General features: G+C 40.9%; 16 protein-coding genes and 2 pseudogenes. 9 read left to right on the top strand and 9 right to left on the bottom strand.

The features are described from left to right. The first annotated feature begins 107 nt into the window (after nt 1-107). Complete coding sequence (locus J1G47_RS09585) at nt 108-1,094, top strand: IS110 family RNA-guided transposase (RefSeq protein WP_005714908.1); 987 nt, start codon at nt 108-110, stop codon at nt 1,092-1,094. Between the two features lie 23 nt (nt 1,095-1,117). Here the strand turns inward: J1G47_RS09585 and J1G47_RS11920 are convergent. After that, nucleotides 1,118-1,249, bottom strand: a pseudogene (locus tag J1G47_RS11920) (MgtC/SapB family protein); the annotation flags it as partial. Between the two features lie 143 nt (nt 1,250-1,392). Next, a complete protein-coding gene (locus J1G47_RS09580; protein ID WP_010787224.1) occupies nt 1,393-2,886 on the bottom strand; it encodes a PTS transporter subunit EIIC in 1,494 nt (497 codons plus the stop codon). A gap of 90 nt (nt 2,887-2,976) precedes the next feature. On the opposite strand from J1G47_RS09580, the gene J1G47_RS09575 reads away from it, so the two are divergent. Both J1G47_RS09575 and J1G47_RS09570 read left to right on the top strand, forming a co-directional pair. After that, complete coding sequence (locus tag J1G47_RS09575) at nt 2,977-3,261, top strand: regulatory protein GemA (protein ID WP_234886085.1); 285 nt, start codon at nt 2,977-2,979, stop codon at nt 3,259-3,261. Between the two features lies 1 nt (nt 3,262). Continuing rightward, nucleotides 3,263-3,631 carry a Mor transcription activator family protein gene (locus J1G47_RS09570; protein WP_010787222.1) on the top strand — a complete coding sequence of 123 codons (369 nt, stop codon included), beginning with the start codon at nt 3,263-3,265 and terminating at the stop codon, nt 3,629-3,631. A 437-nt stretch (nt 3,632-4,068) separates the two neighbouring features. On the opposite strand, the gene accA is transcribed toward J1G47_RS09570, so the two are convergent. The 3 genes from accA to J1G47_RS09555 all read right to left on the bottom strand — a co-directional run bounded on the left by accA (nt 4,069) and on the right by J1G47_RS09555 (nt 7,276). After that, nucleotides 4,069-5,022, bottom strand: a complete 954-nt coding sequence (gene accA, locus J1G47_RS09565; protein WP_005711455.1) for an acetyl-CoA carboxylase carboxyl transferase subunit alpha — start codon at nt 5,020-5,022, stop codon at nt 4,069-4,071. 120 nt (nt 5,023-5,142) lie between these two features. After that, nucleotides 5,143-6,552, bottom strand: a complete 1,410-nt coding sequence (locus tag J1G47_RS09560) for a multicopper oxidase domain-containing protein (RefSeq protein ID WP_075592569.1) — start codon at nt 6,550-6,552, stop codon at nt 5,143-5,145. 1 nt (nt 6,553) lies between these two features. Beyond that, on the bottom strand, nt 6,554-7,276 hold the full coding sequence (locus J1G47_RS09555) for a 1-acylglycerol-3-phosphate O-acyltransferase (protein WP_021115562.1): 723 nt from the start codon (nt 7,274-7,276) through the stop codon (nt 6,554-6,556). Nucleotides 7,277-7,430: 154 nt separating this feature from the next. Between J1G47_RS09555 and tpx the strand changes: the two genes are divergently transcribed. Beyond that, nucleotides 7,431-7,931 carry a thiol peroxidase gene (gene tpx, locus J1G47_RS09550; RefSeq protein ID WP_075605919.1) on the top strand — a complete coding sequence of 167 codons (501 nt, stop codon included), beginning with the start codon at nt 7,431-7,433 and terminating at the stop codon, nt 7,929-7,931. Nucleotides 7,932-7,979: 48 nt separating this feature from the next. Here tpx and J1G47_RS09545 read toward each other — a convergent pair whose 3' ends face one another. Further along, nucleotides 7,980-8,609, bottom strand: coding sequence for an FKBP-type peptidyl-prolyl cis-trans isomerase (locus tag J1G47_RS09545; RefSeq protein WP_015940060.1), 630 nt, complete (start codon nt 8,607-8,609; stop codon nt 7,980-7,982). Between the two features lie 153 nt (nt 8,610-8,762). Beyond that, nucleotides 8,763-10,009, bottom strand: a pseudogene (gene pgtP / locus J1G47_RS09540) (phosphoglycerate transporter protein PgtP); the annotation flags it as partial. Nucleotides 10,010-10,319: 310 nt separating this feature from the next. Between pgtP and thrC the strand changes: the two are divergent. Continuing rightward, entirely contained in the window at nt 10,320-11,594 is a 1,275-nt protein-coding gene (gene thrC / locus J1G47_RS09535; RefSeq protein WP_005711444.1) for a threonine synthase, read from the top strand. Nucleotides 11,595-11,648: 54 nt separating this feature from the next. Here thrC and J1G47_RS09530 read toward each other — a convergent pair whose 3' ends face one another. Further along, nucleotides 11,649-12,713, bottom strand: coding sequence for an MFS transporter (locus J1G47_RS09530; protein WP_160403458.1), 1,065 nt, complete (start codon nt 12,711-12,713; stop codon nt 11,649-11,651). Nucleotides 12,714-12,980: 267 nt separating this feature from the next. Here J1G47_RS09530 and mfd point away from each other — a divergent pair, with 267 nt between their 5' ends. After that, nucleotides 12,981-16,430 (top strand): transcription-repair coupling factor, encoded by a 3,450-nt coding sequence (mfd, locus tag J1G47_RS09525; RefSeq protein ID WP_207326605.1) that lies wholly within the window; start codon nt 12,981-12,983, stop codon nt 16,428-16,430. Nucleotides 16,431-16,546: 116 nt separating this feature from the next. On the opposite strand, the gene corA is transcribed toward mfd, so the two are convergent. Further along, entirely contained in the window at nt 16,547-17,512 is a 966-nt protein-coding gene (corA, locus tag J1G47_RS09520) for a magnesium/cobalt transporter CorA (protein ID WP_207326604.1), read from the bottom strand. Nucleotides 17,513-17,846: 334 nt separating this feature from the next. Between corA and metJ the strand changes: the two genes are divergently transcribed. Genes metJ through panF form a run of 3 tightly spaced genes read left to right on the top strand, consistent with a single transcriptional unit; the run spans nt 17,847 to nt 19,880 of the window. Continuing rightward, complete coding sequence (gene metJ / locus J1G47_RS09515; RefSeq protein WP_005711435.1) at nt 17,847-18,164, top strand: met regulon transcriptional regulator MetJ; 318 nt, start codon at nt 17,847-17,849, stop codon at nt 18,162-18,164. Nucleotides 18,165-18,220: 56 nt separating this feature from the next. Further along, nucleotides 18,221-18,460, top strand: coding sequence for a YhdT family protein (locus J1G47_RS09510; RefSeq protein ID WP_021111478.1), 240 nt, complete (start codon nt 18,221-18,223; stop codon nt 18,458-18,460). Next, nucleotides 18,450-19,880 (top strand): sodium/pantothenate symporter, encoded by a 1,431-nt coding sequence (gene panF, locus J1G47_RS09505; protein WP_015940056.1) that lies wholly within the window; start codon nt 18,450-18,452, stop codon nt 19,878-19,880. The genes J1G47_RS09510 and panF overlap by 11 nt, the downstream gene beginning before the upstream one ends. The last annotated feature ends 126 nt before the right edge of the window (nt 19,881-20,006 follow it).

Below are 20,006 nucleotides of genomic sequence, written 5' to 3'. Positions count from 1 at the left end.
ATTAAGCACGTAGTGTAGATATAAGCCTACTTTCTCATCCACTATCACCCCGAATGGTATCTCAGGCACGTTTTCCGTAGCCCGCATTCACAAGGTTTGGAGGTCAAATGGATAACCCATTATATTACGTTGGCATTGATATTGCCAAAGCTAAATTTGATGTTGCCATTAAATTACAAAATGGCAAACATAAGCATAAAGTGTTTAAAAATAATCCAGAAGGATTTCAATCACTTATGCAATGGCTCAATACATTTGGTGAAACTTTTCACTGCGTGATGGAAGCCACCAATATTTATCACGAAGCTTTGGCAGATTTTCTGTTCCAACAGCAAATCACCGTTAGCGTGATTAACCCTAAATGCAGTGCAAATTTCACGAAAACCGATAATTTACGCTCTAAAACCGACAAAATCGACGCAAAAATGCTTGCTGATTATGCCGATGAAAAGCGTCATAAATTACCGATTTATCAGCCAATTTCACCTGCTCAACGGGAATTGTTGCGTAAAAATCGCCAACTTGACCACCTGAAAAAACAGTTGGCACAAGAAAAAACACGGCTAACAATGTTGCTTGACAGCGATTGCATTGCTTCAACACAGCAGATGATTGCCTTCATCAAAGCGCAAATTAAGGCTTTGGAAAAAACAATTAAACAGTGCATTAATGCAGATAATACATTGAAAAACAATGTAAAATTACTTTGCACTATTCCTGCTATTGGCTTTGCAACCGCCGTTCAACTGATTGCCCATTTAGGTGATGGAAATCGTTTTAAAAACGCGAAAGCAGCCGCCACTTTTGCAGGTTTAACCCCGATGATTAAAAGTTCGGGGAAAAGTTTAAATACCGTTATTGGTATTTCAAAAATCGGGCAATCCGACATTCGTAAGGCACTCTTTTGCCCTGCAATGAACTTTGCCTTTGGCAGCTACAAAAACAGCGTATATCGCTCGTTTGTGCTGCGATTGCTTGAATGCGGCAAACCTAAAATGGTGATTATCACGGCTTTAATGCGTAAATTAGTCACTATTGCACAGGCTGTTTTGCAAAAACAGACAGCATTTAATTTAGACACATTTATGAAATAAAATTTGTTGTGTCTTATGGTATCTACTGCTTTACGTTTTAATTCACGCTCTAAGCCGATGATTCCGCCTAATAGCATTGCCATTGCCATTTTCGCTAAAATCGCAAAATGCGTTGAGGCTAAAAAAGCATCGAACAAATCTGTTAACATTTTCATAAATCTACTGCACTAAAATCAATCAATATTATCCCAATTCTAACAAGGACATAAGATAAGTCCATAGGCATCTCAAAATATATTTCTACGCAACAAAAATGCCTCTAAAATACTTTAGAGGCATGCTATCTTGGACAAGAAAATTAATCTTCTTTACCTAAAATTTGGTTAACTTCGCTTTTGTATAACACCGCTTTTGCCCCAAAAATCGCTTGAATACCTCCACCAACTTCAAGAACATCAATTGCCCCTAATGCTTTTAAACGTGCTTTATCTACTGTTTTCACGTCTTTGACATTCACACGTAAACGTGTAATACAAGCATCCACATGTTCAATATTTTCAGCCTTGCCTAATGCCTCAATAATGTGATGTGCATTTTCAGTTAACGAAGAGTTAGTCGATTCAACCACTTCTTCCTGTTCTTCAGCTCTGCCCGGTGTCATCACATCAAATTTCGTAATCAGAAAACGGAAGCTAAAGTAATATAACATTGCCCAAAACACACCGACAACGACTACGAGGATCCAGTTTGTGTTTTCATTCCCCTGTAAAATGCCAAATAAAAGGAAATCAATAAAGCCACCCGAGAAAGTATTACCAATCGAAATATTCAAGAAATCAGCAATAAAGAATGAAACACCATCTAAGAAAGCATGGAAAACATACAACCAAGGTGCCACAAATAAGAACATAAATTCGATAGGTTCTGTGATGCCTGTAATAAACGACGTTAAGGCGGCCCCTAAAAACAAACCACCAATCAAACCACGACGTGCTTTAGGTACACAGTGATACATTGCCAAACAGGCGGCGGGTAAACCAAACATCATGGTATCGAAACGCCCCGCGAAGAAGCGAGTCCCTTCAGTGAATAACCCTTGATGGTTCGGATCAGCTAATTGGGCAAAAAAGATTTTTTGTGCCCCGATAATGGTTTCACCGTTTACAATTTCCGTTCCCCCTAACTCTGTATACCAAAAGAGCGGATAAATCATGTGATGTAATCCCACCGCTCCACTCAAACGCATCAAAAAGCCGTAAAAAAACGTCCCAATTGCGCCCATAGAGGCGATACCCTCACCCGCGGATACTAACCAACCTTGGAAAGTTGGCCAAATAAGGAAAAAGAGGAAACCAACAAAAATTGCCGCAAACGCGGTAACAATAGGAACAAATCGCGATCCACCAAAGAACCCTAGAATTTGGGGTAACTGGATATTATGGTAACGATTATGTAACTTCACGGTTAATAATCCCATCACTAATGATCCAATCACCCCCGTATCAATCCCTTTCACTTCTGGCGAAAAAATACTGATTAAGGCATTAATGGTGCCCGTCATGATTAAATAACCGACTACTGCCGCTAATGCAGCGACCCCTTTATCACGTTTAGCCAGACCAATGCCTAAACCGATACAAAGTAATAACGCCAGATTAGCAAAAACCACACTGCCTGCGGCAGACATAATTTGGAAAATGCCTTGTAACACGGGGTTATCTAAAAGAGGATAGACCTGTACCGTCGCTTTATTCGATAATGCGCCACCAATCCCTAGTAGCAAACCTGCAGCAGGTAGAATGGCAATTGGTAACATGAACGCTTTACCAATTTGTTGAAGCTGCTTAAACATAATGATCTCCTCTTCACACACAATGATTTGTACTAGTTTACCGCGTTTCTTAACCTAACTCAACAATTCTACCAAAATTCTGCAAAAAATATAAGCTATTCAGAGCTTGTAAAACTTGTGAAAATACTGCAAGAAAAAGGGGCTAAGATTCGGTTGCCTAAGGCTGAAAAACTGTCGCCTATTCAGCGAAAACTGTGGGCGGTATGGAAGCAAATGGCAAAGGAAAATGTCGTAGCTGAAGGAAGTTCTCGTGCATTAGATATCTTCGCACAACGCTATTTTCCAACAGTTAAACATTGGAAAGATCTTTCCGCCACTGATACAGCTTCTTTGTTAGAAACCTTAAAACAATGGAAAAAACGAGTAGGTAATTAGTATGAGTATCGCCAAATTTGACAATGAAGATTTTCACACGAAAGCCCCTGACCTATTGGCAGATTTGGCGAAACATACTGTGGTTGCCGCGAAAGAATTTGGCATTTGTGAAGAGCTTGCGGAGAATATAGGAATGATTGTAGCAATGAAAATTGGGCAGTCTTGGGGCGGTTTGAATGTTTATATGCCAAAAGCATTGGAATTGTTCGCTTGTGAACGAGAAAAACAAATCTATAATGAATTTACTGGTAATAACCATTCTTTTCTCGCCAAGAAATACGGGCTTTCTCTTCAATGGATCTACAAGATTGTGAAGCGAGTCCAAAAAGAAGAAGTTGCTAAACGCCAGTTAGATATGTTCAAAGAGTGATTTCCCTTCCCCTTAAAATGAAAAACTCAGTCAAAATCGGCTGAGTTTTTTATTTCTCTATGTGTAATGCCTTTTCATTTTTTATTTCACATTATTCCGTTTAATTCAATTTTTTCCCTAATTTATCTTACTTATTTAATGATGGTTATGTTGGATTGGTTTACACTACACAAAACATAAGACAAATGAGTTTAAGAATATTCAAACCCCATTTTAAGCGGCATCAGTGAAAATAAAAGGCATAGTAGACAAAATAAAAAATGTGGCATTACGGATTAAATAATGCCACATAAACTCGACGATATTGAGGAATTTTTTCTTATTATTTGACAACGATTATAATACTCTAAATACGAAATAAAGGCGAAGAAATAATTCAACTTTTTTTCAAAAATTGGAGCAAGATCACAAAATTTTTCACTTCCTCCTAAAATTCTCTACACATACCCATAACCCATCAACCGCTGATAACGGCGATCAAGCAATGCTTCTGCATTTAACGGATCCAAGTCTGCTAAATCCTCAAGTAAACGTTGTTTCAAATTTGCTGCCATCTCATCAAAGTTACGATGAGCTCCGCCTAATGGCTCTGGTACGATATTATCAATTAACTCAAGTTCTTTTAAACGTGGTGCGGTTAAACCCATCACTTCCGCAGCGGTTGAGGCTTTTTCAGCACTCTTCCATAAGATAGAGGCACAACCTTCAGGGGAAATCACTGAATAAGTGCTGTATTGCAACATATTCACTTTATCGCCCACGCCGATCGCTAAGGCACCGCCTGAACCGCCTTCGCCGATAACCGTACAGATAACAGGTACTTTTAAGGTGGACATTTCACGCAAGTTGCGTGCAATCGCTTCTGACTGCCCACGCTCTTCCGCACCAATGCCTGGATATGCCCCTGGCGTATCAATGAAGGTGATGATCGGCATATTGAAACGTTCTGCCATCTGCATTAAACGAAGGGCTTTACGGTAGCCTTCTGGTGCTGGCATACCGAAATTGCGTTTCACTTTTTCTTTCACGGTACGCCCTTTTTGATGCCCAATTACCATCACTGGACGACCATCTAAGCGAGCAATACCGCCAACAATCGCTTTATCATCTGCAAAAGCACGGTCGCCAGCAAGTTCATCAAATTCGGTAAAAATACGCTCAATATAATCTAAGGTATAAGGGCGACTTGGGTGGCGAGCCATACGAGAAATTTGCCACGCATCTAAATCTGAGAACGTTTTCTTGGTGAGTTCTTCACTTTTTTTCTGTAAACGTGCAATTTCATCATCAAGATTGATTTTGTTGTCATTACCTACTGCGGAACGCAATGCTTCAATTTTTGCTTCAAGCTCTGCAATCGGTAATTCAAAATCTAAGTATTCTGTTGTCATAATTTTTCCTATCTGTTTTGGCAGAAATAAAAACCGCTGTATTTTATCAGTGAATGTGACATAAGCGGTAAGATTTCCACATTTTTTTGCAAGTTTTCTCGCTGATCCGACCGCTTAATGCTATTCCGCAACAACAAATTGCCCCATACAGCCACGATCTCGTAACATTAAATCGGATACCCCGAAGGTGAATGGCTGTTGCTCAGAGGCTGTATGCTCAAACTTAACTAACAATGTAGTTTCTTGGGTTGGTTCTAACCATACACAATCTCGCCAAGCCAACTGTTTATGAGGCACAGCCTGACGATTTCTCGTTTCCACCATAAATTTGGCACCCTGTAAGGTAAAACCAACCGCTTCCGTTGTGGTCAAATACCAACGTTCCACTGTTCCTTTTTTTACCGTAAAATCGATCCGCTTAGGATCAAATCGTTGCTGATTGATTAAACGGTCTTGTGGGCGGAGATTGATTTTACGTTCTTGGGTAATTTTTAAGTTAAATTCTTCCACATTAAATGGGGGAAGTTTTGGTGTCACATTTAACGCTGAAGGCAACCCCTCTGGGCGAAACTCTAACACCACATTATCATTTAACTCATTGTTATCTTTGAATAATTTCCCAATTTCATCAAAAAAATCTCGCTTCTTGCCAGTGATTAATGAAACCTTATCTCCCTCATTTAAGTCCACTAAAACTTCAATTCGTTCCGATGGAGCAAGGGAAATATGTTCCATTTCAACCATATCCGCTAAAAAACCAATCCCCGTTGCAATTAAATAGAGCGGTTTGCCATTGTCTAAACGTAAATCATAATGACGAGAGAGGGAAGCATTCGCAATCCGCAAACGAACCCAGCCACGAGGTACATCAAAATAAGGACTTTCTTGCCCATTAACAAAAAGGCGTTTGCCAAAAAATTGATTAGTTTGAGTGTCAATTACTTGAACGCCATCACTGTTAATCAACTGATCTTGCAAAATCAGCGGAATATCATTAACCCCATATTTATTAGGCAGTGACGCTTTTCTACTTTCATTATCTTCAATGATCCACAAACCTGCCAAACCACGATAAACTTGGAAAGCGGAATTTAACATTGTGTCTGCGTGATACCAAGCCGTACAAGCGGATTGATTAACCGATAAAATCGGCGACCAACTGCTGTTTTTGTCTATAGCTCGGTGAATAGAGCCAATCATTTCCGTTGGAGCTTGTAGCCCTTGGATATTGATCGATAATGCTTGTGGCAGGTTGTTAGTATAGGTCAGCTTGACAAAATCACCTGACTTCACTCGTACCGTGGGGGCAAGATAACGCCCATTTACACCCCAAACATCAACCAGCTTCCCTTTATTAAATTGCGTTTGAGCAGGACGAAAATCCAATCGAACAGGACGACCACGCCCCACTTCAATCATCGGCGGAATGGTTAAACTAGGACGATTTTTCGCCCATAACGACGTAGGGGCAAAAGTAGCTACCCCAGCTAATGTAGAGCGTTGTAAAAATTGACGGCGAGAAAGTTTCATATTATTTACGTTCTAATTGTGCGACTTCTTGATCTAATTGTTCTATTTTAGCCTGCATAATTTGGTGACATTTTTCGATAAGCTCTTTGAGATTTTCACGGTCATAACCCGACGTATCAATCGGTTCTAATTGCTCACAAATCACCACGCCATTATCCTTACGATTTAAGTCAATTTTATTATGAGTCGTTGAACAGACAATCGGCACAATAGGCACACCAGCTGCAATCGCCGTATGAAATGCTCCCGTTTTAAAAGGAAGCAACCCACGTCCACGACTACGCGAACCTTCAGGGAACATCCATACTGAGAGCTGTTTATCACGAATAATTTCACCTACTTTATTCATCGTATTGATGGCACTACTACGTTTTTCACGATGAATAAAAATATTCCCCGTCGCCCAATAAATCAAACCAAAAAAAGGTATCCAAATAAGGCTACGCTTACCAATGCTTACCGTACGAGGAGGCACCATCGCCGCAATCGTCACCATATCATAATTATTTTGATGATTACCGATATAGATAGCAGGTTGATCAAACGCAGCTCTATTTCGTGTAATTAATTTAACGCCAAGCAATTGATGAAGAGAACCAAACATTTTAGCCACAACGCTAACACTATCAGGGTGGCGTAAACGAATTAACGCATAAAGAGTACCAATAACACTGATTAACATTGCAAGGGAAGCAACTGCAACAATGCGAAATAGTTTTAACATAGTCAAAAACCTTTGAAAAAAAATACCAACGGAAGTATAGCCGAGATATTGCTATTTGCCAAAAAGATAACCAAAAACTATCGTTAAAATTCATTTCAATTTACACAAGAAATCGTTATATTGAACAGGTTTTTTCAACCATTAAGGAGCAGTTATGACCCAAATTACATTAGCAGGCAACCCAATTGAAGTTGCAGGACAATTTCCACAAGCGGACAGTTTCGTGGCAGATTTTACATTAGTGAGCAATGGCTTAGAAAACGTATCACTTTCCGACTTCGCAGGAAAACGCAAAGTTCTTAACATCTTCCCAAGTATTGATACAGGTATTTGTGCAACTTCCGTGCGTGTTTTCAATAAAGAAGCCGCCGAACTCGCAAACACAGTGGTACTTTGCATTTCTGCTGATCTTCCTTTCGCCCAAGCACGTTTCTGTGGTGCTGAGGGAATTGCAAATGCCCAAACACTTTCAACATTCCGCAACAAAGCCTTCCATCAAGCGGTAGGCGTAGATATTGCAACAGGCCCATTAGCAGGTTTAACTGCTCGTGCAGTGATTGTATTAGATGAAAACAATAAAGTGCTACACGGTGAATTAGTCCCTGAAATCAAACAAGAGCCTGACTATGCAGCGGCGTTGGCAGTGTTGAAATAAGACGATTCATTGAATGATAAAGGACGCCAGCATGACGTCCTTTATCACTTAAACAATATCTAATAATTCCACTTCAAAAATTAACGTGCTAAATGGCGGAATTGACGCACCTGCGCCACGCTCACCGTAAGCAAGGTTATGTGGAATGGTTAAACGCCATTTTGAACCCACAGGCATCATCTGTAATGCTTCAACCCAACCTGCAATCACGCCGGTGACTGGGAACTCTGCTGGTGTACCACGTTTCACTGAGCTGTCGAATACCGTACCGTCGATTAATGAACCCGTATAGTGAACACGTACTTTATCTGTTTTCGCAGGCACTTTACCTGTACCTTCCACTAACACTTCATACTGCAAACCACTTTCTGTTTCTTTCACAGCTGGGTGTTTTTTATTCTCTTCTAAGAACGCTTTACCCTCTGCCGCTAACGCTTCAAAAGCTTTTGCTTGTTCTGCTTCGGCACGTTGAGATAACTCTTGTAACGCTTTGGTTACTTCATTCAAATCTAATGCAGGTGGGTTTTGATTTAACACATCAAAAATCCCTTTTACCACCGCTTCTGGTTCAACATCTAAACCACTGCCTAATAATTGCTGACCGATTTGTAAACCGATACCATAACCACCTTTTGCTTCAACGCTTTCTAATTTCACTTGTTCTAAATTTAAAGACATAATTTTTCCTTATGTGTAGAGGGGATCCCCCGTTAATGTGTTTATATAAATTCGGGCGAGGATAAACCTCGCCCCTACATTCATTAAAATAATGACTGCTGTAATATAGAGCCAGATTGGCAAATTACAAGTACAAGCGGTCGGATTTTGGCAAAAGAAACCACCGTCCCAACCGTAAACGTCCACTAATTTACCCATTACCCAACCTGCACTTGCAGAACCAAGTAAGTAACTGAATAAACCTGTTAAACCTGTTGCTGTACCTGTTGCAACACGTGGTACTAAATCTGCCGCTTGTAAGCCGATCATCATTACCGGACCGTAAATTAAGAAACCAATCGCCACTAAGCAGATGTTATCAACTAACGGATTGCCTGCTGGTTTTTTCCAGTAAACCACGATAGCAATTAATACACCAACGAGGAATAATAACATTGGCGGCGCACGGTGACCTTTGAAAACTTTATCACTTAAGTAACCGCTTGCAAGCATACCGAAGATACCTGCATATTCATAAAGGAAGTATGCCCAGCTTTGTTTGTCTACGGTAAAGTGTTTAACTTCTTTTAGGTAGGTTGGCGCCCAGTCAATAATCCCGTAGCGAATGAAGTAAACAAATACGTTCGCAATCGCCCATAGGAATTTATTGTTGATGATATATTTGTAGAAAATGTCTTTAGAAGAAAGGGTATGTCTTATTCCACTTTTTCTAATACTTTCTCTCCTTTCCATTCATCAACAGGCGGTAAGCCTTGTGATTCTGGCGTATCACGCATTAAGTAAAGCACCACAAAGGCAAGTACAATTGCAATCAGTGCCAGTAAATAGAACAAGGATTGCCATACACCGAAGATAGATAACCCCAAAATCGCTAGTGGACCAATCAAACCACCACCTAAGTTGTGTGACACGTTCCACCAACTCCACCAAGCACCACGTTCAGAACGAGAGAATCAGTTGGTCATCGTTTTAGCACCTGGTGGATAACCCATACCTTGGAACCAACCATTTAAGGCCGCAAGTAAGATCATTAATGGAATTGAAGAAAGTACGCCCAGTACTAAACCAAAAATCAAGCGGATGATTGCTGATCCGAATAAACCAATGGTGATGAAATATTTTGGATTTGAGCGATCTGAAACATTTCCCATAATGAATTTACTAAATCCATAAGCCAGAGATAATGCCACTGCGACCGTACCAAGATCCGCTTTGCTAAATCCATATTCTTCGATTAAATAAGGAATGGCTAAAGAAAAGTTCTTACGAATCAAATAGTAAGCTGCATAGCCAATAAATACACCAGCAAATACTTGCCAACGTAATTTGCGATATTCTGCGTCTGTACGAGAACTTTCAATTCTCGGTGCAGGTGCAGATGCCTTTAGAAAAGAAAACATACAAGCTCCTTTGTAACTTTTGTGATTTTGAAAAATTCGATTTCAAACATTTTATGTTCGGATGTGATTATTTATCTGAAAGACTTTACATTGCAAATGTATTTTGTAAATTTTGTGATGTAAATCTCATTTATTTAGTGAATTTGTATATAAAAACAACAGGTTAAAAGACGCAATCGTTTACATAAATTGAATTTTAATCTCACCTTTTGCAAAAAATCGCCTAAATCCGACCGCTTGTGATTGACTAACCGAAGTGAACGGATACAATCATTCCATTTCCGATTACTCATAATAAAGGACAACATTAATGAACCTATACAACATCAAACACCCTGAAGAACAAGTGAATTTTGCCCAAGGCGTTCGCCAAGGGTTAGGCAAAGATCAGGGCTTATTTTTCCCTGAAGTGTTACCTAAATTTGACGACATTGACGCTTTATTAGCATTACCGCTGGTTGAGCGTAGCCAAAAGATTTTATCAGCATTGATTGGCGATGAATTGCCACAAGAAACCTTAAATGCAATGGTGAAAAATGCGTTTACTTTCCCTGCACCACTAGCAAAAGTGAATAATGATATTTATGCGTTAGAGTTATTCCACGGTCCAACCCTTGCTTTTAAAGACTTTGGCGGTCGCTTTATGGCACAGGCATTAAGTGCGGTGCGTGGCGATGGCAAAATTACGATTTTAACAGCAACATCAGGTGACACAGGTGCGGCAGTGGCTCACGCTTTCTACGGTTTAGAAAATATCAATGTGGTTATTCTTTATCCGAAAGGTAAAATCAGTCCATTACAAGAAAAATTATTCTGTACCTTAGGCGGTAACATTCGTACCGTGGCGATTGAATCTGACTTTGATGCTTGCCAAGCGTTAGTTAAACAAGCCTTTGATGATGCGGAACTTCGTCAAGCTATCGGCTTAAACTCAGCAAACTCTATCAATATCAGTCGTTTACTCGCTCAAGTTTGTTACTACTTTGAAGCGGTGGCTCAATTGCCGAAAGAGAAACGTAGCGATGTGGTGGTTTCTGTACCAAGCGGTAACTTTGGTAACTTAACTGCAGGCTTAATTGCCAAAACCTTAGGCTTACCGATTAAGCGTTTTATCGCTTCAACGAATGCGAACGACACTGTGCCACGTTATCTTAAATCGGGCAAATGGGAACCGAATGCAACGGTTGCGACATTATCAAATGCAATGGATGTTAGCCGTCCGAACAACTGGCCACGTGTTGAAGAGCTGTTTAAACGTAATGGTTGGAGCTTGAGCGAGTTAGGTTCAGATGCCTTAAATGATGCAGAAACCGAAGAAGCATTAAAAGCACAATATGCGGAAGGCTATTTATGTGAGCCACACGGTGCGATTGCTTACCAAGTATTGAAAGATCAGCTACAAGTAGGCGAAACAGGTATTTTCCTTTGCACCGCACACCCTGCGAAATTTAAAGAGAGCGTAGAACGTATTTTAGATATTGAACTGCCGTTGCCTGAAGCGTTAGACAAACATAACAAAATGGAACTGTTGTCGGATACAATGGCGGCAGATTTTGCGAAGTTAAGAGAGTATCTTTTAAAATAGCATTCCCTATAAGCGGTAAGATGAAGGCGAAATACATTATCTTACCGCTTATTTTTATACCAAAAACAACACAGGAATTAAATTCATCACCATCATCGTCAAAATCGACTGGATCAAGCGGGACGATCCGAAGATAAATCCACGATTTTTACCGTTATCAAATTTCACTAATAAATTCGCCATTGCCGTTAATGCATACACTTCAAGCAAGGTAAAAATCACCAGATAGAGATAGGCAGAAACCAACGAAGCATAATGTAAGGTGATAAACCAAGGCACAACCATACCGACGACTAAAATCGGGCTAACGAAAATAAGTTGCTTACGGGTTAAATTGATATGCTTGGAGAAATACGATTGTAGGGCAACGGTCATCAACCCATTGATAAATAACGCAATCGGGATCTGCTCCGGGGCATTGAGTTTATTGTCAAACAGATAAGGGAAAATCACAAAAAACGACATTGCGACACTTAACGGTACAAACAGCATTAAGTGAACAAAAATAAACTCTTTGGTGATGATTTCCCGAATTTGCCCCCAACGAAATTTCACTAAATTGTTCACATTTTCCATTTGGTAGAACGGCTTTGCCATAAACACAAATAACACTGCTTCCAAGAGAAAACAGCACCAGATTAACGCATTGATATGTTCATATTTGATAAAGGGAATAGCGAGCAACGGGGCTGCCATTGACGACATACTGGTGACCCGTAAGAATTTACCTTGTAAGCGAGTTTTCGCCGCATATTCATCGCCAGCCAATGTAAGTAAGCACGCCCTTGCATTCGTTGCAAACAGACAACTTCCCATACCAAAGCACATTGTCGCCATTAATAACACCGTGTAGCTTTCCGCTGACAAGAAGAAAACATAGGCGATCACATCGAGCATACAGCCGACTAACATCATTTTCGCTAAACCATAGCGGTCGCCTAATACCCCTGCAAAAATCGCAAGGGCTTGGCTACAAAAAAACAGTACCGACAATGAAAATGCGATCTGAGCGTTAGATAAGCCTTTTTGTTGCAGGTAGATAAAAAAGACCGTTTGCATTGAAAAATAAGCAAGGGTCGAAATAAAACGACGAGTGAGTAATAATTTTTCTAAAGACATTTGAATATCTATAAACGGCTATCTGAATATGTAGCTAATCCTATGTTATGAATATATTTTACAATGTTGATTTTTTATATAAAGAACTATTATTCATATCGTGCTTTAATTATTCTCTATGATACAGAGATCATCATTATTGGTAAGCATTTTAAGATTCACTCACATAATACAAGCGCTCCTATTCCCTTCAATCTTTTGCAACTCGTCCCCATAGCGAGTACAATCCTCCCATTTGCAATATTTCGGATAAATCAAACCGCTTGTATGTCATTTGAACTTCAATTTCGTCTGCCGAAAGCGGACAGTACACATCAAGATCATCAAACTTTAGGTAACTTAATCGGGCATTCCGATACCCTTGCGATTGTGCAGACAAGCCAGCAATTTCAAGGCTTGACGGTGGTGGTGACACCTGATACTCGCACAGCGTTGCGGTTGGAAAAAAGTTTGCCGAGCTTCACGAAACTGCCTGTTCAGCTTTTTCCTGACTGGGAAACCTTGACTTACGACAATTTTTCACCTCATCAAGATATTATTTCCGCCCGTTTATCTGCATTATTTCAGTTACAACAAGGGCAGAAGCAGATTTTTCTATTGCCAATCAATACCTTATTACAAAAAGTCTGCCCACCGAGTTATTTGGCAAACAATGTACTGTTGATTAAAAAAGGCGACCGTTTTTCGATTGAGAAATTGCGTTTACAGCTGGAAAATGCCGGTTATCGAGCGGTGGAGCAGGTGCTGGAATATGGAGAATATGCGGTGCGTGGGGCATTGCTCGATCTCTATCCGATGGGGGCTAATTCGCCTTATCGTTTGGACTTTTTTGATGATGAAATCGACACGATCCGCACCTTTGATGTGGATAATCAACGTACCATTGAGCAGATTGATGCAATCAATTTATTGCCAGCCCACGAGTTCCCGACAGATAGCAACGGGATCGAGTATTTTCGTGGCAAATTCCGTGAACAATTTGGTGAAATCCGCCGTGAACCTGAGCATATTTATCAGCAGGTGAGCAAAGGCATTTTGAATGCAGGGATTGAATACTGGCAACCGCTCTTTTTTGAGCAAATGGCGAGCTTGTTTGACTATCTGCCTGAACAGACATTGTTTATTACCTTTGCCGATATTCAGCAAAAAGCCGAGCAATTTCAACAAGATACCGCAAGACGCTATGAAAGTCGCCGTGTCGATCCGATGCGACCGCTACTTCCACCTGAACAGCTTTGGTTCAATATCGATCAGATTAACCAACAGCTAAAAGGCTATCCACGTTTAACTTTAACCAACGAGAAAGTTCGCAGTTCGGCGGCTAAGCAGAACGCCAACCTTGAGCCGTTGCCTGATATTGCGGTGCAATCCAACCAAAAAGAACCTTTTGCCTCTTTTTTACAGTTTCAACAAATATTCAAGGGGCAAATTCTCTTTTCGGTGGAAACGGAAGGCAGACGGGAAACCTTGCTTGAGCTACTTGCACCGCTAAATATCAAGCCAAAGCAAGTGAAGCAACTGGCTGAGATTAATTCGCAAATTTCTTTGTTAATCTCACCGCTTGATCAAGGGTTTATTATTGAAACAAGCGGTCAAAAACTGGCGATAATTTGCGAAACGGATCTGTTAGGCGAGAAAGTACAGCAAAGTCGCCGACAAGAGAAAAGCCGTAAAACCGTTAATCCTGACACCTTGATCCGCAACCTTGCCGAGCTGAAAATCGGGCAAGCGGTGGTGCATTTGGAAAATGGAGTCGGGCGTTATGGCGGTTTAACTACCCTTGATGCTGGCGGTATTAAGGCGGAATACCTTGTGTTGCATTATGCCAACGATGCCAAACTTTATGTGCCTGTGGCTTCGCTCCATTTAATTAGCCGTTATATCGGTGGCACAGACGAAAATGCCCCGTTACATAAACTGGGATCGGAAGCGTGGGCGAAAACCCGTCAAAAAGCGGCGGAGAAAATTCGTGATGTGGCGGCGGAGTTGCTTGATGTCTATGCGAAACGTGAAGCACAAAAAGGCTTTGCGTTCGAGTACGATCGTGATGCGTTCGTGCAATTTAGCAACACGTTCCCGTTTGAAGAAACCGAAGATCAGAAAACGGCGATCAATGCGGTGATTAGCGATATGTGCTTGCCGAAAGCAATGGATCGCCTTGTGTGTGGCGATGTCGGATTTGGTAAAACCGAAGTGGCAATGCGAGCGACCTTCTTGGCGGTAATGAACCATAAACAAGTGGCGATCCTTGCTCCGACTACCTTGTTGGCACAGCAACATTTTGAGAATTTTAAAGATCGTTTTGCTAATTATCCGATCAATGTCGAAGTGCTTTCCCGTTTCAAAACCGCCAAAGCGCAGAAAGAGATTTTGGCAAAAGTGGCGGACGGCAAGGTCGATATTTTGGTCGGCACACATAAATTATTGCAAGAAGATGTGCAGTTCAAGGATCTTGGCTTACTGGTGATTGACGAAGAACACCGTTTCGGCGTGCGTCAAAAAGAGCGAATTAAGCAACTACGAGCCAACATTGATATTCTCACCCTCACAGCAACGCCAATTCCAAGAACGCTCAATATGGCGTTGAACGGAATGCGAGATCTGTCGATTATCGCTAGTCCGCCGGCTCGCCGTTTGTCGATCAAAACCTTTGTGCGACAAAGCGATGATACGGTGATCAAAGAAGCGATTTTGCGTGAAATTCTGCGTGGCGGACAAGTATATTATTTGCATAACGATGTGGCGACTATTGAAAATACTGCACAACAGCTTGCCGAACTGGTGCCGGAAGCTCGCATTGTGATCGGACACGGGCAGATGCGAGAGCGTGAGTTGGAACGGGTAATGTCTGATTTCTACCACCAACGTTTTAATCTGTTGGTTTGCTCAACCATTATTGAAACAGGGATTGATGTACCGACCGCCAATACCATTATTATTGAGCGAGCGGATAAATTCGGCTTGGCACAGCTACACCAACTGCGTGGGCGTGTCGGACGTTCGCACCACCAAGCCTATGCCTATATGCTAACCCCACCGCCAAAAACACTGACCAAAGATGCACAACAGCGGTTAGAAGCGATGAGTAGCATTGATAATCTTGGGGCTGGCTTTGTACTGGCGACCCACGATCTTGAAATTCGTGGGGCAGGGGAATTGTTAGGGAGCGAACAGAGCGGGCAGATTGAGAGCTTAGGTTTCTCCCTCTATATGGAACTTCTTGAAAATGCGGTCAAAGCCTTGCAAGAAGGTCGTGAACCGACCTTAGACGAAATCACCCAACAGCAAGTGGATATTGAATTGCGAGTGCCTGCGTTACTGCCTGATGATTATCTGCCCGATGTGAATATGCGTTTGTCGTTCTATAAACGGATTGCTAGCGCAGAGAGTGATGAAGCCTTAAAAGATCTGAAAATTGAGCTGATTGACCGCTTCGGTTTACTGCCGGAAGCCACGAAAAATCTGTTCCAAATTACTCAGTTACGCCATTTAGCAAAAGGGTTACAGTTGAAAAAAGTCGATGCAGGGATCAACGGCGGTTATCTTGAGTTCAAACCAACAGCAACGCCTGATCCGATGAAGTTCTTAAAGCTGATCCAAGCGGATAAAAATGTCTATAAATTTGACGGACCGTTGAAGTTCCGCTTTACCAAGCCAATGGAACGGGCGGAAGATCGCTTGGCGTTTGTGGCGGAGTTGATTGAGAAAATACGTTAAAAGCAAAATAGCCACGTTATGCGTGGCTATTATCTGGTGACAATCATTGAAGTTGAACTAATTAATGCAGCGAACATCACTTTTTTGATTTAGGCTTAAAGGACGAAATTAAATATCTATAGCCACCCTTTGCGTTTAAAATAAAGATATGGTGTCGCAGCCGTACAAATCATCAAACCGATAGCCATCGGATAACCATATTGAAATTTTAATTCTGGCATAAATTCAAAGTTCATTCCGTAGGTAGAAGCAACCAATGTAGCAGGAAGGAACATCACTGACACTACCGAGAAAAATTTCATAATACGGTTCTGCTCAATATTGATAAAACCCATTGCCGCTTGCATTAAAAAGTTTACCTTTTGGAAGAGAGATTCGTTATGCGGTTGAAGTGATTCAATATCTCGCATAATATCACGAGCTTGTTCAAGCTGATTATTTGGCAAACGGGTTTTACGCAATAAGAAACTCAATGCTCGCTGTGTATCCATCAAGCATAAACGAACTTTGGAGCTGGCGTCTTCAAGTTCCGTTAATTCAGCAAGGGCATCATCAAAATTATGCTCTCTCTTATTTTCTCCCTCGTGAGTACTGAGAACCACACGGCTTAATTTTTCTAAATCTGCATAGATATTCTCAATAACATCTGCCAACTGCTCAATCTTAGTTTCAAATAGGTCAAGTAGAAGCTCGTAAGCATTGCCATCTATCAATTTTGCTCGGCGAGAACGCATACGATACAAACGGAAAGCGGGTAGATCCCGTTCACGCAATGTAAATAAACGTCCGTCCCGAATAGTAAAACCAACAGTAGCAATATCGGCATAGTCGTCATCATCTAAGCAGTAGAAGAATGAGTGTAAATGTAAGCCATCTTCATCTTCAAAAAAACGTGCAGAAGCCTCTAAGTCTTCCAATTCGTGTTCTTCCGCAAGGGTCTGATCTAATCGCGTTTCTAAAACACCACGTTCTTCATCTGTAGGATCAATCAAATCGATCCAAATAGCTTCATTAAATTGATTTTGAATATTTTCATCTACACTGACTAGGCGATCGTTATTTAACGAAAAAGCTCTGATCATTTCATACTCCTAAAAATTGGATATGAGGCGATGAACAAAAAGGAACAAAATATAAGATACTGATAAGAATTACCGACGCTCATCGGCAAAGAGGTTTTGGACGAGGTGGGTTAAAAAACTGATAAGTATCGACTGTGACTGTCCAAAATGTGTATCCTCAAAGTGAAAAAAACGGGCGAATGGTACAGATTTAGAATTGAGCCGTCAAGGAAAATGACATTATTTTTAGATGGAGAACAATGCCTTACATCTGAACAGGCGCTATTATTCAAGATTGCGATAACATAAAGTTTTGATTAAAATGCACGCCAACTTTTATATTTAGGAACAGACAATGGCAGATTGGAACGGTGAATATATCAGCCCTTATGCTGAACACGGTAAAAAAAGTGAACAAGTAAAGAAAATTACGGTATCTATTCCGATTAAAGTATTGGAAATTTTGACTAACGAACGCACTCGCCGTCAAATTCGTAATTTACGCCACGCCACAAACAGTGAATTGCTTTGTGAAGCGTTTTTACACGCCTTTACAGGTCAGCCATTGCCAACCGACGATGATTTAATGAAAGAACGTAGCAATGAAATTCCTGAGGAAGCAAAACTGAAAATGCGAGAGCTAGGAATAGATCCAGATAAGTGGCAATATTAAATGATTTCAAACCTCTCAACTGCGAGGTTTTATTTTAGCTAAAAAATAGGAGGACTATGAAGGTGTCTAAACAAATAGATCGTGAAGTGCGTTGGGCATTATATCTGACGCTATTTTATGTTATGGGTTGGGTCGGTTTTGCTTATTTTTCACCTGCAGGGCGAGGTTTTTTAGGCTTTCCCCTCTGGTTTGAATTAAGTTGTGTCTATCTTCCAATCGTATTAACATTATTGATCAGCTCAGTAGTAAAATGGATTTATCAAGATATTGATTTAGGGGGAAAAGATGAATCTTGAGTTGTTGTTACCTTTAATCGCCTATCTCATTTTCGTATTTGGCGTAGCCTATTATGCCTATCGCCAACGTACAAGCGGTAGCTTTTTATCAGAATATTACGTCGGTGGACGCTCAATGTCTGGTTTTGTTTTGGCAATGACGACAGCAGCCACTTATGTTGGGGCAAGTAGCTTTATTGGCGGGCCAGGTGCGGCATACAAATATGGCTTGGGCTGGGTATTATTGGCAATGATTCAAGTGCCAGCCGTTTTTCTCTCATTAGGGATTGTTGGCAAACGAATTGCCATTTTGGCTCTCCAAACCAAAAGTTTAACGATCAACGATTTACTACTAGCACGTTATCAAAATCGCTTTGTGGTGTGGATTGCTAGCTTTGCTCTATTGCTCTCTTTCTTTGCAATGATGACCGTACAGTTTATCGGTGCTGGACGTTTGCTTGAAACTACGCTTGGCATTTCCTATGGCACCGCGATCATTATTTTTGCGGTCACTGTTGGTATTTATACCTTTATCGGGGGCTTTCGTGCCGTCGTTTTGACCGATACGATTCAAGGCTTAGTGATGGTTGTAGGCACATTGTTACTGCTTGGCGGTGTAATTTATGCAACGGGGGGCGTTGAGGCTGCAATTACCCAGTTAGAAAATATCAACCCTCAACTGACCGCTCCTTATGGTATTGATGAACGCCCACTGGACTTCACCTTTATGACATCTTTCTGGGTATTAGTCTGCTTTGGGTTAATTGGATTGCCACATTTTGCAGTGCGGAGTATGGCATATAAAGATAGCAAGGCTTTACATCGAGCTTTGATTATTGGCACTGTCGTTGTCGCTGTACTGATGTTCGGTATGCATTTAGCAGGTGCGTTGGGACGAGCGGTGATTCCCGATCTAAAAGTTGCCGATCAAGTTATCCCAACCTTGATGTTACAAGTACTTCCGCCTGTTGTTGCAGGCATTTTCTTAGCTGCACCAATGGCAGCCATTATGTCCTCAATCGACTCAATGCTTATTCAATCTTCTTCAACCCTGATTAAAGATCTCTATCTCGCAATTAAGCCACAAGCGGTTGAAAATGAAGAAAAAATTAAACGTTTCTCGACAATCACTACCCTAGTGATCAGCGTTTTATTGGTGATCGCAGCCATTAACCCACCTGAAATGCTCATTTGGTTAAACTTACTCTCTCTGGGAGGGTTAGAAGCGACATTCTTATGGGTAATTGTATTGGGACTATTCTGGAAAAAAGCGAATGCAACAGGGGCTATTTGTTCAATGATTGCAGGTTTATCAAGTTATGTGTTAATGACAAGCCTATCTATCAAAATATTTAGCTTTCACGCCATCGTGCCAGCATTAGTAATTGGACTTATTGCTTTTTTAGTGGGAAATCGGTGTGTAACATTAAAAAAGGACTAGAAATTATTAGCTAATAATACTTTTTAACGAGAAATGCCTTTTCATATAGCTTAAAGTCTTATAATAAAGACTTTAAGCTATTTTTATTCTATGAGCCATTTTTATAAGTAACGCTTAGACAGATAA

This window comes from Glaesserella parasuis, from assembly GCF_017352235.1.
GTDB classification, from domain to species: Bacteria; Pseudomonadota; Gammaproteobacteria; order Enterobacterales; family Pasteurellaceae; genus Glaesserella; species Glaesserella parasuis.
Note: the sequence above shows the minus strand (reverse complement) of the source record. Positions and strands in the feature narration are given on the sequence as shown.

Coding starts and splice junctions, on each gene's coding strand:
- J1G47_RS09585 (WP_005714908.1), top strand. CDS start 108: ATGGATAACCCATTATATTACGTTGGCATTGATATTGCCAAAGCTAAA.
- tpx (WP_075605919.1), top strand. CDS start 7,431: ATGACCCAAATTACATTAGCAGGCAACCCAATTGAAGTTGCAGGACAA.
- panF (WP_015940056.1), top strand. CDS start 18,450: ATGAATCTTGAGTTGTTGTTACCTTTAATCGCCTATCTCATTTTCGTA.
- J1G47_RS09580 (WP_010787224.1), bottom strand. CDS start 2,886: ATGTTTAAGCAGCTTCAACAAATTGGTAAAGCGTTCATGTTACCAATT.
- mfd (WP_207326605.1), top strand. CDS start 12,981: ATGTCATTTGAACTTCAATTTCGTCTGCCGAAAGCGGACAGTACACAT.
- J1G47_RS09545 (WP_015940060.1), bottom strand. CDS start 8,609: ATGTCTTTAAATTTAGAACAAGTGAAATTAGAAAGCGTTGAAGCAAAA.
- J1G47_RS09570 (WP_010787222.1), top strand. CDS start 3,263: ATGAGTATCGCCAAATTTGACAATGAAGATTTTCACACGAAAGCCCCT.
- metJ (WP_005711435.1), top strand. CDS start 17,847: ATGGCAGATTGGAACGGTGAATATATCAGCCCTTATGCTGAACACGGT.
- J1G47_RS09530 (WP_160403458.1), bottom strand. CDS start 12,713: ATGTCTTTAGAAAAATTATTACTCACTCGTCGTTTTATTTCGACCCTT.
- J1G47_RS09560 (WP_075592569.1), bottom strand. CDS start 6,552: ATGAAACTTTCTCGCCGTCAATTTTTACAACGCTCTACATTAGCTGGG.
- corA (WP_207326604.1), bottom strand. CDS start 17,512: ATGATCAGAGCTTTTTCGTTAAATAACGATCGCCTAGTCAGTGTAGAT.
- accA (WP_005711455.1), bottom strand. CDS start 5,022: ATGACAACAGAATACTTAGATTTTGAATTACCGATTGCAGAGCTTGAA.
- J1G47_RS09510 (WP_021111478.1), top strand. CDS start 18,221: ATGAAGGTGTCTAAACAAATAGATCGTGAAGTGCGTTGGGCATTATAT.
- J1G47_RS09555 (WP_021115562.1), bottom strand. CDS start 7,276: ATGTTAAAACTATTTCGCATTGTTGCAGTTGCTTCCCTTGCAATGTTA.
- thrC (WP_005711444.1), top strand. CDS start 10,320: ATGAACCTATACAACATCAAACACCCTGAAGAACAAGTGAATTTTGCC.